The organism is Pseudomonas moorei, assembly GCF_008801475.1.
Lineage (GTDB): Bacteria > Pseudomonadota > Gammaproteobacteria > Pseudomonadales > Pseudomonadaceae > Aquipseudomonas > Aquipseudomonas moorei.
In genome coordinates this window covers 385,217-398,415 of record NZ_VZPP01000005.1, presented here as the reverse complement: position 1 = coordinate 398,415, position 13,199 = coordinate 385,217, and the positions used below count along the sequence as shown (strand labels likewise).

The window sequence follows — 13,199 nt, the reverse complement described above, 5'->3', positions numbered from 1 at the left end:
TAAACAGATGGCTTGTGGCCGCCACACCCCCAAGGATAGACGGCAATTGCAAGGACTCAGCTCAATATGGAGATGGTCCCCAGGTATTTCAAGGCGCGCGGCAGATTGTCGCGATCCAGGCTGTCCAGCCAATGCAAATCGGCCCAACTGCGCAGCCAGGTGAACTGGCGCTTTGCCAATTGGCGCGTGGCGATGATTCCACGCTCCTGCATCTCGGCTGACGTCAGCTTGCCATCCAGGTAGTCCCAGACTTGTCGGTAGCCTACCGCACGTATAGACGGCAACCCGGCGTGCAGGTCACTTCGCTTACGCAGGGCTACGACCTCGTCGATGAATCCCTGTTCCAACATCAAAGTGAATCTTTGTTTAATTCGTTCGTGCAATACCTGGCGATTTGCCGGAGCAATGGCCAAGTTCGCGACAGTATAGGGCAATTGTTGCCGTCCCGAAGCGGCTGCTTCAGTACTTTGCGCAGATTGTTGCAAGCGCAGCTCAGTCATGCTTTGACCACTGACGCGATAAACTTCCAGCGCTCGACTAAGTCTCTGCGGATCGTTCGGATGAATCCGCGCCGCAGAAACCGGATCGATGACCGCCAGCTGTTCGTGCAAGGCTTGCCAGCCAAGGCGTGCAGCCTCTTCTTCGATCTGCGCGCGAACATCCGGATCGGCGGCCGGCATATCCGCCAGGCCTTCGAGCAAAGCCTTGTAGTAGAGCATTGTGCCGCCTACCAACAGCGGAATTTTTCCGCGTGCGGTGATCTCGGCCATGGCCTCGAGGGCATCCCGGCGAAAATCCGCGGCGGAATAGCTCTCGGCAGGGTCGAGAATATCGATCAAACGGTGGGGATACTGCGTCAAAAGTTCTTTCGACGGCTTGGCCGTACCGATGTCCATGCCACGGTAAACCAGAGCCGAATCGACACTGATCAGTTCGCAAGGCAGGACTTTGGTAAGTTCGATGGCCAGGTCGGTCTTGCCGGCGGCAGTCGGGCCCATAAGGAAAATCGCAGGTGGGAGCTGGCTCATCAACGACCGCGCAAGAACAGTTTATCCAGATCGTCCAGGCCCAACTGGGTCCAGGTCGGTCGGCCATGGTTGCATTGACCGCTGCGCTCGGTGCTTTCCATATCGCGCAGCAGACCGTTCATTTCCGCCAAGGCCAGACGCCGGTTGGCACGGATCGCGCCGTGGCAGGCCATGGTCCCGAGTAGTTCGTTCAGGTGCGCCTGAATCCGGTCGCTGGTGCCGTATTCCATCAGGTCGGCTAACACATCGCCGACCAGGCGATTGGCTTCAGCCTGCTTGAGCAAGGCCGGAATCTGCCGGATGGCCAGTGTTTCAGGGCCCAGCCGCTGAAGCTCGAAACCCAGGCGCTGGAACCAGGAGACATGCTCTTCGGCGCAATCGGCCTCGCGCTGACTGACTGCCAGGGACTCCGGCACCAGTAGCGGTTGCCCGCTCAGGCCTTCGCTGGCCATGGCGACTTTCAGGCGCTCGTACATGATCCGCTCGTGAGCGGCGTGCATGTCCACCAGCACCAGTCCCTGGGCGTTCTCCGAAAGAATGTAGATACCCTTGAGTTGGGCCAGCGCGTAACCCAACGGCGGGATATCGTCCTGGCCGGCAGGCAGCGCCACAGCGTTGGCTTCGGGCAAGGGCGCAAAGAATTCACGATAGGCGGCCTGGGCCTCTGCGGCTGGAACGGTGGACTGAGGTCGCGGGGTGTATTGGTACTGATAACTGGCGCCCGAACCCGAGCCGGACGGTGTATTGAACGATGGCTGCGCCTGAGGCTGCTCCAGCAGCGCATTGGCTGCCAGGCGCATTTCGCCCTGCGGACCGAACTCACCTGCTTCAAGCCCGGTAGGACGGACAATGGCCGTCGCCACCGGTGCAGCCAGTTGATCTTCCGGACGCACATCCCCCAGGGCACGGTGCAACGTACCGTAGAGGAAGTCGTGGACCATGCGCCCGTCACGGAAGCGCACTTCGTGTTTAGTCGGGTGCACGTTGACGTCGACGCCCGCCGGATCGACTTCGAAGAACAGCACGAAGGTCGGATGCCGGCCATTGAACAGCACGTCGCGATAAGCCTGGCGCACCGCGTGGGCCACCAGCTTGTCGCGTACGGCACGGCCGTTGACGAAGAAATACTGCAAATCCGCCTGACTACGGTTGAATGTCGGCAACCCAACCCAGCCCCATAGATGCAGGCCATTGCGTTCGATTTCAATCGGCAGCGCCTGTTCCAGGAAACCCGGACCGCAGATCGCTGCCACTCGGCGGGCACGGGCCGCATCATCATGGGCCTCGTGCAGGCTGAGAATCGTCTTGCCGTTGTGGCGCAGATGGAACGCCACGTCGAAGCGCGCCAAGGCCAGACGCTTGATCACTTCTTGCAGATGATCGAATTCTGTTTTTTCGGTCTTGAGAAATTTGCGCCGCGCCGGCGTGTTGAAAAACAGGTCGCGGACTTCCACCGAGGTACCCACCGGATGGGCCGCAGGCTGCACGCGGGCCGCCATGTCACGGCCCTCGGTCTCGACCTGCCAGGCCTGGTCGGCATCACGGGTGCGCGACGTCAAGGTCAGGCGCGCCACGGAACTGATCGATGCCAGTGCCTCACCACGGAAACCCAGGCTCATGACCTGCTCAAGGTCTTCCAGATTACGGATCTTGCTGGTGGCGTGACGGGCCAGCGCCAGCGGCAGGTCATCGGCAGAAATGCCACTGCCATCATCACGCACCCGCAGCAGTTTGACACCGCCCTGCTCCACATCGACATCAATGCGTTTGGCGCCGGAGTCGAGGCTGTTTTCCAGCAACTCCTTGATTACCGAAGCCGGGCGTTCAACCACCTCACCGGCGGCAATCTGGTTTGCCAGTCGCGGGCTGAGCAGCTCGATGCGGGCAGCGTTGGTCAGCACCTCGTTCATTCTTTAGCCGCCAGCTCAGTGCCAGGAATGGTCAAATGCTGACCGACCTTGAGTTCGTCGCTCGACAGGTTGTTGGCGCTGCGCAGCGTGGCCGGCGACACTTGGTAACGCACTGCAATCATCGCCAATGTCTCGCCCGGGCTAACTCGGTGGTCACGCGGGCCTTGGGCGATTTTGCCCGAGTCACGCAACCAGGCGATGTAAGTGCCAGGCGGCGGGTTTTGCTGGAAGAACTGGCGCACGCCGGCGCTGATAGAGCGTGCCAATGCCTGTTGATGGCTCGATGCTGCGAGTTTCGAGGCTTCGTTGGCGTTGGAGATGAACCCGGTTTCCACCAGGATCGACGGAATGTCCGGCGATTTCAGCACCATGAACCCGGCCTGTTCCACTCGCTGCTTGTGCAGCGGTGTGACCCGGCCAATGTTGGTCAGGACTTTCTGACCGACGTTCAGGCTGGAGGTCAGCGACGCCGTCATCGACAGGTCGAGCAACACGCCAGCGAGCATGCGGTCCTTGTCGTCGAGGCTGACGTTGCCCGCACCACCGATCAAGTCGGAACGGTTTTCACTGTCAGCCAGCCAGCGCGCAGTTTCCGAAGTGGCGCCGCGATCAGACAGGGCGAACACCGAGGCCCCGAATGCGGCAGCTGAAGGCGCGGCATCGGCGTGGATCGAAACGAACAGGTCAGCGCCTTTCTTGCGGGCGATTTCGGTACGGCCGCGCAAGGGAATGAAGTAGTCACCGGTGCGGGTGAGTTCGGCGCGGAAACCTTTCATGCCGCTGACCTGGCGTTGCAGTTCGCGGGCGATGGCCAGCACTACGTCTTTTTCGTGCTGACCGCGAGAGCCCGAGGCACCCGGGTCTTCGCCACCGTGGCCGGCGTCGATCACCACAATAATGTCGCGCTTGCCGGCCGGCGCTGGCGGCAACTTGATTGCAGGTTCCGCAGGAGTCACTGGTACTGCCGGAACGGTCGCGACCGAAGGCGTCGGCGCTGGAGGTGGCGCGGCGTCGGACGGATTATCGAACAGATCGACCACCAACCGGTTGCCATACTGGGCGTTCGGCGCGAGGGAGAAGCTTTTCGGGGTGACAGCCTTTTTCAGGTCGATGACCACCCGCAGGTCGGTCGGCGTGCGTTGGGCCGAGCGCATGGCGGTAATAGGGGTATTGGAGGTGTTGACGTTCAACGGCGCACCGAGGGTCGCACCATTGATGTCAATCACCAGCCGATCCGGGGCTGTCAGGGTAAAGACACTGTGCTGCACCGGGCCTGTCAGGTCAAACACCAGTCGCGTGTTGTCCGGCGCCCGCCACAGGCGAACACTGTTGACCTTCGTGTCGGCCACAGCGTCGACGGTTACCGCCAAAAACAACACCCCAACGGCAGCAACCAACGCGCGAAAGCGCATACCTAACCCCATCATTTATTTGGATTCCAATGCCAAAGCGGCACACCAGGACTCGCCACGCGAGCCTTGGGGCAAAATTTTCAGCGAACGCCCGCTGTCATGCGGGCTAATGGTAATGGTCAGGTCGGGCTTTGGCAAAAAGCCTGCACCCTTGTCTGGCCATTCGATCAGGCACAGCGCGTCATCTTCGAAATAGTCGCGGATACCGAGGAACTCCAGCTCTTCCGGATCGACCAGGCGATACAGGTCGAAATGAAAGGCACGAATATCGCCGATCTCGTAGGGTTCAACCAAAGTGAAGGTCGGACTTTTTACCGCCCCGACATGCCCCAGGCCACGGATGATGCCCCGGGACAACGTGGTTTTTCCCGCCCCCAGATCCCCCTCGAGAAAGATCAGACCGTGCCCTTGTGTGGTTTGGGCGATGCGCGTGCCAAACGCAGTCATCGCCTCTTCATCAGCCAGGTACAGGGTTACTTCAGACACGGTGCTTGCTCCTCCAACAACTGACGAATGGCTGGTATCAAATCACTGGCCGCCAGCCCACGGCCGAATTTACCTTGTTGCTCACCGGCGTTGGCATGCAGCCAGACCGCCAGGCACGCAGCATCGAACGCTTCCATGCCCTGAGCGATCAATGCACCGACCAAACCGGCCAGCACATCGCCCAATCCGGCGGCGGCCATCGCCGGATGCCCCTGGTGACATACCGCCAACCGCCCGTCAGGACTGGCGATCAAACTGCCGGCGCCTTTGAGCACCACGACCGCTGTATATTTTTTGCTCAGCGCATGGGCGGCAGCCGGCCGATCTGCCTGAACTTGCGCCGTGCTGATGCCTAACAAGCGAGCAGCTTCGCCCGGGTGCGGGGTGATCACACAATCCCCGGGCAAACTCACCTGTTCCTCGGCCAGCATGTTCAGCGCGTCGGCATCCCAGACTTGCGGCAACGGCGCGTTGGCGGCAGCCGACAAGAGACTGCGTCCCCAAGCCGCCTGGCCCAGTCCGGGGCCGACCACCAACACGGAAACCTTTTGAAGTAATCCCATCAACTGACTGGCTGACGAAGCGCCCACGACCATCGCCTCGGGGATCCTGGCCAATGCTGCAGGCACGTGTTCGCTGCGAGTGGCCACTGACACCATGCCGGCACCGCTGCGCAATGCACTTTGCGCACTGAGCAGGATCGCGCCGCCGAAACCGCGATCGCCGCCAATCAGCAGCACATGGCCGAATTTGCCTTTATGAGAAGCAGGCGGACGCCAAGCCAGGCGCGGCAGGTTGCCGGCATTCAGACGACGCGCACTGATCGGCGCGCCCCCAAGCAGCTGCGGATCGGCATGCAAGTCGTTGAACACGAGTTCGCCCACCACATCCGCCGCATCACCGGTGAACAAACCCACTTTCAAACCGATGAACGTTACGGTCAGGTCGGCACGTACCGCATGAGCGAGGATGCGCCCGGTATCGGCGCTCAGCCCGGAAGGGATATCCACCGCGGCCACGGGCAGACCGCTGGCATTGATCGCAGCAATGGCACTGGCATACGGCTCACGCACGTCGCCGCTCAGCCCCGTGCCGAGCAAGGCGTCGAGTACGACACCGCGCAATTCGGACTGCGCGCTCCATGCTTCAATGGAGACTTTTTCAGACACGGCCTCGGCATGGGCCAGGCCGGCATCGCCTTGCAACCGTTGCGGATCGCCCACTGCCAATACACGTACCGTCCATCCGGCGCGCCGGGCCAGCACCGCCGCCAGATAGCCATCACCGGCATTGTTGCCCTGCCCCGCCAACACGCTCAATTCGTTCGCCGATGGCCACTGTCGCACCAGCGCTCGCCAGGTCGCACGCGCCGCGCGCTGCATCAATTCGAAGCCGGGCGTGCCGGCCGCGATCAGGCTCGCATCAAGCCCTCGGACCTGCGCGGCGCTGTACAGCGCGTCGGGTAAATCATCTTTAGTGTGCGGCATGCGTCTTCAGGCTCCGATGTCTGGCAGAATTATACGCACCTCAGCTCCGGTTTCTCTCGCCTCATGCCCGCTATTACTACAGATCTGCCCGCTCTCGCCCAATCCATCAAGGACTGGGGTCGCGAGCTGGGCTTTCAGCAAGTCGGCATCAGCGGCCTCGACCTGGGCGAGCATGAGCAGCATCTGGAGCGCTGGCTCGAGGCCGGCTACCACGGCGAAATGGACTACATGGGCGCCCACGGCAGCAAACGCTCGCACCCGGAAGAACTGGTGCCGGGCACATTGAGAGTCGTTTCCCTGCGCATGGATTACCTGGCAGGCGACACGCAAATGGCGCAAATGCTCGCCCAACCGGAAAAAGCCTACGTCTCGCGTTATGCCTTGGGCCGCGATTACCACAAATTGATCCGCAAACGCGTGCAACAACTGGCGGAAAGGATTCAAGCTGAAATCGGCCCGTTCGGCTTTCGCGCCTTTGTCGACAGTGCGCCCGTTCTGGAAAAAGCCATCGCTGAACAAGCCGGCCTGGGCTGGATCGGCAAGAACACTCTGGTCTTGAATCGCAAGGCCGGCAGTTATTTCTTCCTCGCAGAGCTGTTCGTCGATTTGCCGCTGCCGGTAGACCCGCCTCACGCCACCGAACATTGCGGGCGTTGCAGCGCCTGTCTCGACATCTGTCCGACCAACGCCTTCGTCGGCCCCTATGTGCTGGACGCCCGACGCTGCATTTCCTACCTGACCATCGAACTCAAAGGCGCAATCCCCGAAGACCTGCGACCGCTGATCGGCAATCGAGTGTTCGGTTGCGATGACTGTCAGATCGTCTGTCCGTGGAACCGCTTTGCCCGGCCGTCCGGCGAAAGCGACTTCAAGCCGCGACACAACCTGGACAACGCCCAATTGGCCGACCTGTTCATGTGGGACGAGGATAAATTCCTGAGCAGCACCGAAGGCTCACCCTTGCGCCGCACCGGTTACGAAAACTGGCTGCGTAACCTGGCGGTGGGCCTGGGCAACGCACCTTCAACGATTCCGGTGCTGGAGGCGCTGAAAGCACGGCGAGATCACCCGTCTGAATTGGTCCGCGAGCATGTCGAGTGGGCGTTGAAACAACACGGCCTCCTGTAGGAGCGAGCCTGCTCGCGAAAAACTTGAGCACGCCATGGGGTGTCGGGTTTATGGCGTTATCGTTAACGACCATCGCGAGCGAGCTCGCTCCTACAGGGGATCGCCTCAGGGCTCGTCGTTGTAGACGAACTTGGGCATTTCCCAGTGAAAACGGATCGCCAACAAGCGCAGCAGGAAACCGCCGAACAGGGTGATCAGAATCGACTGCTCTCCGGGTAAATTCAGATAAAGGCAGAGCATGTAGCACCACGCCGCAGCGAACGAGACGCTGGCGTAGAGCTCGCGGCGGAAGATCAGCGGAATATCGTTGCAGAAAATATCCCGCAGGATGCCGCCGAATACCCCGGTGATCACCCCGCTGACCGATGCGACCAGCATGCCGTGGCCCATTTCCAGGGCGGTCATGCAGCCGATCAGGGTGAACGCCACCAGTCCGACGGCATCGAGCACCAGAAACAGCGAACGCAAGTGACGCATCCAGCGCGCCGTGAACACCGTGAACATCGCCGCGATGGAGGTCAGCACCAGGTATTCCGGGTGCTTGACCCAGGTCAGCGGGTAATGCCCCAGCAACACATCACGCACCGATCCCCCGCCCAGCGCCGTGACGCACGCGATCAGCACCACGCCAAACCAGTCCATGCCGCGACGCCCCGCGGACAGAGCGCCAGTCATGGCTTCGGCGGTGATGGCAATCAGGTAGAGCATCAACAACATGGTGGCGGTCCTTGCAGAAAGGCGCGCAGTCTACTGACTTCACCCAAGCACCAAAAGAGGGCGCAACTCTCTGTAGGAGCCGGCTTGCCGGCGAAGGCGTCCTCAAGGGCCCCTCACTGGCAAGCCAGCTCCTATAGATCGGGTTTAAGGCTCAGGCCTTGATGAAATGCTTGCGGTAGTGCTGCAACTCGGCGATGGACTCGCGAATATCGTCCAGGGCCAGGTGGGTGCTGCCTTTCTTGAAGCTGTCACGCACGTCCGGCGCCCAGCGCGCGGCCAGCTCTTTGAGCGTGGACACGTCGAGGTTGCGGTAATGGAAATAGCTTTCCAGGGATTTCATGTGGGTATAAAGGAAGCGACGGTCCTGGCAGATGCTGTTGCCGCAGATCGGCGACTTGCCTTTCGGCACCCACTTCTCGAGGAACGCGATGGTTTCGGCTTCGGCTTCGGCCATGCTGATGCGGCTCTCGCGCACGCGCTGGGTCAGCCCGGAACCGCCGTGTTGACGGGTGTTCCACTCGTCCATGCAGGCGAGGACTTCGTCGCTGTGATGGATGGCGATCACCGGACCTTCAGCCAGCGTGTTCAGATCACTGTCGGTGACGATGGTGGCCATTTCGATGATGACGTCGGTATCAGGGTTCAGACCGGTCATTTCCAGGTCGATCCAGATCAGATTCTGCGGGTTTTGCATGTGTCGGCTCCTAGGCAATGCTGCGCAGTTTAGCCTAGGCCGGTGGCCGGGCGTGCTAAACTCGCGGCCGTTTTACCTAATCGCTGCATTATTGATACGGAACACCCATGGCCAAACGCCAACTCAATCGTCGTCAAAACTGGCGCATCGAAAAGATTCAGGGCGAACGCGCTGCCCGCGCCGCCAAACGCGAGTCCTCGGCTGTCGAGGCACTTGAGGGCGGCGATCTGGGCCCGGAACAGCACGGCCTGGTGATCGCGCACTTCGGCGTGCAAGTCGAAGTCGAGGCTGTGGATGGCGAACAGGCCGGTGAGGTTTTCCGTTGCCACCTGCGCGCCAACCTGCCGGCGCTGGTGACCGGCGACCGAGTGGTCTGGCGTGCCGGCAATCAGGGCATCGGCGTGATCGTGGCGCAATTGCCACGCAACACCGAACTCTGCCGTCCGGACAGCCGTGGCCAGCTCAAGCCGGTCGCCGCCAACGTCGACATGATCGTGATCGTCTTCGCTCCGCTGCCCGAGCCCCATGCCAATCTGATCGACCGCTATCTGGTCGCGGCCGAGCATGCCGGCATCAAGCCGCTGCTGTTGTTGAACAAATTCGACCTGATCGACGAGCACAACGCCCCGGCGCTGAACGCCTTGCTCGCGGTTTACCGCACGCTGGGTTACCCGGTACTGGAAGTGTCGGCGCACCATGGCAACGGCATGGAACAACTTCAGCAGCAATTGGACGGTCGCATCAGCGTGTTCGTCGGCCAGTCCGGTGTCGGCAAGTCATCGCTGGTCAACAGCCTGCTGCCCAACGTCGAAACCCGCGTCGGCCCGCTGTCCGAGCTGTCCGGCCAGGGCACGCACACCACCACTACCGCTCGACTGTTCCACTTCCCCGGTGGCGGTGAGTTGATCGACTCCCCCGGCATCCGTGAATTCGGCCTTGGCCATGTCAGCCGTGCCGATGTCGAAGCCGGTTTCATCGAGTTCAACGACCTGCTCGGCACCTGCCGCTTCCGAGACTGCAAGCACGACCGCGAGCCGGGATGCGCCCTGCTCAAGGCCCTGGAAGATGGCCGCGTGCAGCAACAACGAATGAACAGCTACCGCTCGATCATCGCCAGCCTGCCGGAAAACGGCTACTAAACAGACGTCGACCGCCCTGCCCCCACGAGGGGTGGGCGGTCGCTCGTTCCCGCCTACAAATACCCATTCGCCTTACACGTCAGACGCCTCTGTAAGACGCCCATCCAAGCACTTGCAGGACATTTCTGATTCGCCGCGCAAGCCTTGTTAGCGCTCCTCAATTGCATACATTCGAGCCCTCTTCGCATTCAGGCGACACCGAGGGACACCCATGCAAACCTACCACCTGTTCATCAGCCATTCGTGGAACTACTCCGATGCCCACGACAGACTGATAAAACTGCTCACCGCGCACCCGACCTTCACCTTCAAGAACTTTTCAGTCCCCCCACACAACCCAATCGTTGGCGCACAAACCGACAAGCAACTTGAGCTGGCCATTGAAAACAAAATCCGCCCTTGTTCGGCGGTGCTGATCATGGCCGGGATGTATTCGGCCTATAGCAAGTGGATCAACAAAGAGATCGAAATCGCCAAGCGCATGGGCAAGGTGATCATCGCGATCAAACCCTTCGGCGCCGAGCGTATTTCGACGGTGGTACGGGACGCCGCACATGCCGAGTGTGCGTGGAACACCAACAGCATCGTCAGTGCCATTCGCCAGCACACGGCGGTGTAACCATGCGCAAGGGACTGTTTATCGGCATTAACAACTACACCCATGTGTCCCAGCTGAGTGGCTGCAACAACGACGCCATGGCCATGGCCTCGGTGTTGAAGACCGACGCCAATGGAGATCCGAACTTCAAGAACATCGTGCTCACCTCCGCCGAAGACTACTTGAGTCGCGAAAAGCTCGAAGACCAGATCCGCGAACTGTTCTCCGGTGACTGCAATGTCGCGCTGCTGTATTTCGCCGGCCACGGCAGTTTCGACCTCGATACCGACGAAGGCATGCTGATTCCTCAGGATTACAAATCCGCGAAGGACGGCATCCGGATCAGCGACATCCTGAACTGGGCGAGCAAAGCCACGAAAATCAAAAACAAGATGATCATTCTCGACTGCTGCCAGGGCGGGTCGGCCGGCGAAACACGCGTATTGCGCAGCGAAGGCAGCGTGATTGGCGAGGGCATGACCATTCTGACGGCATGCAAAAAGGAACAGCCGGCGATGGAAGGCGCCGGTCACGGAGTCTTCACCGGTTTGCTGCTTCAGGCATTACATGGCGGTGCCGCGAACATCCTCGGCAAAATAACCCCCGGCAGCCTCTATTCATTCGTCGACAACGCCCTCGACGCCTGGGAGCAGCGGCCTGTGTTCAAGACCAATGTCTCGCAGTTCATTTCATTGCGCGAAGTTTCGCCACTGATCCCCAAGGAAATACTGCGCAAACTGCCCGAGTGGTTCCCCGAGGCGGAGTCGGTCTACCCCCTCGCCCCCAGCTTCGAGCCCACCGAGCCTGAATTCAATCCAGAGCACGGCGAAGTCTTCGCCCAACTGCAAAAGTGCAACCGCCACAGCCTGATCGAACCGGTGGACGCCGAACACATGTATTACGCCGCCATTCACTCCACCGGCTGTCGCCTCACCGCCCTCGGCGCCTATTACCGTGAACTCGCGATCAAAGGACACTTCTGATGCCTGTGTTTATCAGCTACCGCCATATGGACCGCCCCTATGCGATGAACATCAACAGCCGTCTGATGCAGGCCAATATCAAGACCTACCTCGATGTACTGGACCCAGAATCCCAGACCACCGATGACATTACCGGAGTGATCACTCGCAACATCAGTGAGTGCACGCACCTGCTGGCGGTGGTGTCGGAAAAGACGGCGTTGTCATGGTGGGTGCCGTTCGAAATCGGCGAGGCGACTATTACCAACCGGCGTATCTGCTCGTTCAAGACCGGACCGACAGAACTGCCGCTGTACCTCGATAAATGGCCGAAACTGACGCGTGAACAGGACATCGACTTTTTCATTGATGCCTATCGCAATGAAGTGACACTCAAACGCTCGATGGCGCTGGATTCGGTCACTGGCAGCGATTCCATGCGCAATGCCAACAGGGCGAACGCCGACCGTTTCCACAGTGACCTCAAATCCAGAATCTCCCGCGGCTTCTGAAATCACGCCCACAAAAAAGGCCGACTGTGATGTCGGCCTTTTTTTTGGGTCACTGCTTCGGCGCGGGGGCCGGCGCAATGGCGGGGGCAGAGGCTGGTGCCGCACTCCCGGGCACCGGCGGTTTCGGCGCCGGATCATCAAACAGGTTCAGTCGCTGGCGAAGCTCATGCGCCGGGAGCGGTTCCTTGTCCGCCGGCAACGCATTCGGGTCGGTTGGCGTGGCCGGTGCGGCGTCGGGTGCCGTCGAACCTTGCGGCGCATCAGGTGCAGGCTCGGCACCTTGCGAGCCTTCGATGGCACGCTGGGCTTTCTTGGTCAGCACGATGATGTCGATACGGCGATTGACCGGGTTGAACGGATGTTCACGATCAAACAGCGCCGATGAGGCGTAACCCACGACACGCGCCACTTGCTGATCCGGATAGCTGCCCGCGACCAGCGCACGGCGAGCGGCGTTGGCACGGTTGGCCGAGAGCTCCCAGTTACCGAAATCGCCGGTGCCGGTGTACGGCTTGGCATCGGTGTGGCCGCTGATGCTGATCTTGTTCGGTACCGCTTTGATCGTGTCAGCCATGGCCAGCAGGATATCTTCGAAATACGGCTTCAGACGGGCTGAGCCCGAGTCGAACATCGGCCGGTTTTCGGCATCCACGATCTGGATGCGCAAACCGTCCGGGGTGATCTCGAACATGATCTGGTCTTTGAATTTCTGCAGCTGCGGATTCTCTTCGACCTTGTTCTGCAGCTCTTGCAGCAACAGTTCGAGACGTTCCTTCTCGACCATCTCGGCCATGCCTTCGACCTGATCGGTATCGACAGTGATTTTGTCCGGCTGCGGCTGGGACTTCACCTCGGGGTTGAGGGTTTTTTCCGGCGCCAGGGTCGGCGTGCCGCCCAGATCGATGATGTATGGCGTGCCGCTTTCGGAGAAGCCGATCGGGTCCTTGAAGTAACCGGCGATGGCGATCTTCTGCTCCGGTGTTGCCGTGGACAACAGCCACAACACCAGGAAGAACGCCATCATCGCCGTGGCGAAGTCGGCGAAGGCGATTTTCCAGGCGCCCCCGTGATGCCCACCGGCGTAGCGCTTGACGCGCTTGATGATTATCGGCTGATTGTTCTCCAT

The 13,199-nt window shown here is 60.6% G+C and carries 13 protein-coding genes; 5 read left to right on the top strand and 8 right to left on the bottom strand.

Annotated elements, in window-relative coordinates; all coding sequences use genetic code 11:
* Positions 1–56: 56 nt before the first annotated feature.
* Genes miaA through F7R06_RS11995 form a run of 5 tightly spaced genes read right to left on the bottom strand, consistent with a single transcriptional unit; the run spans position 57 to position 6,323 of the window.
* Complete coding sequence (gene miaA / locus F7R06_RS12015; protein ID WP_090328517.1) at positions 57–1,028, bottom strand: tRNA (adenosine(37)-N6)-dimethylallyltransferase MiaA; 972 nt, start codon at positions 1,026–1,028, stop codon at positions 57–59.
* Positions 1,028–2,926, bottom strand: coding sequence for a DNA mismatch repair endonuclease MutL (mutL, locus tag F7R06_RS12010; protein WP_174552514.1), 1,899 nt, complete (start codon positions 2,924–2,926; stop codon positions 1,028–1,030). Before mutL ends, miaA begins: the two co-directional genes overlap by 1 nt.
* A gap of 8 nt (positions 2,927–2,934) precedes the next feature.
* On the bottom strand, positions 2,935–4,365 hold the full coding sequence (locus F7R06_RS12005) for an N-acetylmuramoyl-L-alanine amidase (RefSeq protein ID WP_090328511.1): 1,431 nt from the start codon (positions 4,363–4,365) through the stop codon (positions 2,935–2,937).
* The gene (tsaE, locus tag F7R06_RS12000; protein WP_090328509.1) at positions 4,366–4,836 is read right to left on the bottom strand and encodes a tRNA (adenosine(37)-N6)-threonylcarbamoyltransferase complex ATPase subunit type 1 TsaE; all 471 of its coding nucleotides are present in this window, start codon (positions 4,834–4,836) and stop codon (positions 4,366–4,368) included.
* Positions 4,824–6,323, bottom strand: a complete 1,500-nt coding sequence (locus F7R06_RS11995) for an NAD(P)H-hydrate dehydratase (protein ID WP_090328507.1) — start codon at positions 6,321–6,323, stop codon at positions 4,824–4,826. The genes tsaE and F7R06_RS11995 overlap by 13 nt, the downstream gene beginning before the upstream one ends.
* 63 nt (positions 6,324–6,386) lie before the next feature.
* Between F7R06_RS11995 and queG the strand changes: the two genes are divergently transcribed.
* Positions 6,387–7,451 (top strand): tRNA epoxyqueuosine(34) reductase QueG, encoded by a 1,065-nt coding sequence (gene queG / locus F7R06_RS11990; RefSeq protein ID WP_090328504.1) that lies wholly within the window; start codon positions 6,387–6,389, stop codon positions 7,449–7,451.
* Positions 7,452–7,556: 105 nt separating this feature from the next.
* On the opposite strand, the gene F7R06_RS11985 is transcribed toward queG, so the two are convergent.
* Positions 7,557–8,168, bottom strand: a complete 612-nt coding sequence (locus F7R06_RS11985) for a trimeric intracellular cation channel family protein (protein ID WP_090328500.1) — start codon at positions 8,166–8,168, stop codon at positions 7,557–7,559.
* A 151-nt stretch (positions 8,169–8,319) separates the two neighbouring features.
* The gene (gene orn, locus F7R06_RS11980; RefSeq protein ID WP_090328498.1) at positions 8,320–8,862 is read right to left on the bottom strand and encodes an oligoribonuclease; all 543 of its coding nucleotides are present in this window, start codon (positions 8,860–8,862) and stop codon (positions 8,320–8,322) included.
* A 107-nt stretch (positions 8,863–8,969) separates the two neighbouring features.
* On the opposite strand from orn, the gene rsgA reads away from it, so the two are divergent.
* From rsgA to F7R06_RS11960, 4 genes are all read left to right on the top strand, one after another.
* The gene (rsgA, locus tag F7R06_RS11975; protein ID WP_090328495.1) at positions 8,970–10,001 is read left to right on the top strand and encodes a small ribosomal subunit biogenesis GTPase RsgA; all 1,032 of its coding nucleotides are present in this window, start codon (positions 8,970–8,972) and stop codon (positions 9,999–10,001) included.
* A gap of 211 nt (positions 10,002–10,212) precedes the next feature.
* On the top strand, positions 10,213–10,620 hold the full coding sequence (locus F7R06_RS11970) for a TIR domain-containing protein (RefSeq protein ID WP_090328492.1): 408 nt from the start codon (positions 10,213–10,215) through the stop codon (positions 10,618–10,620).
* A gap of 2 nt (positions 10,621–10,622) precedes the next feature.
* Entirely contained in the window at positions 10,623–11,582 is a 960-nt protein-coding gene (locus tag F7R06_RS11965) for a caspase family protein (protein ID WP_090328490.1), read from the top strand.
* On the top strand, positions 11,582–12,073 hold the full coding sequence (locus tag F7R06_RS11960; protein WP_090328488.1) for a toll/interleukin-1 receptor domain-containing protein: 492 nt from the start codon (positions 11,582–11,584) through the stop codon (positions 12,071–12,073). The genes F7R06_RS11965 and F7R06_RS11960 overlap by 1 nt, the downstream gene beginning before the upstream one ends.
* A 49-nt stretch (positions 12,074–12,122) precedes the next feature.
* Here F7R06_RS11960 and motB read toward each other — a convergent pair whose 3' ends face one another.
* A complete protein-coding gene (gene motB / locus F7R06_RS11955) occupies positions 12,123–13,199 on the bottom strand; it encodes a flagellar motor protein MotB (protein ID WP_090328486.1) in 1,077 nt (358 codons plus the stop codon).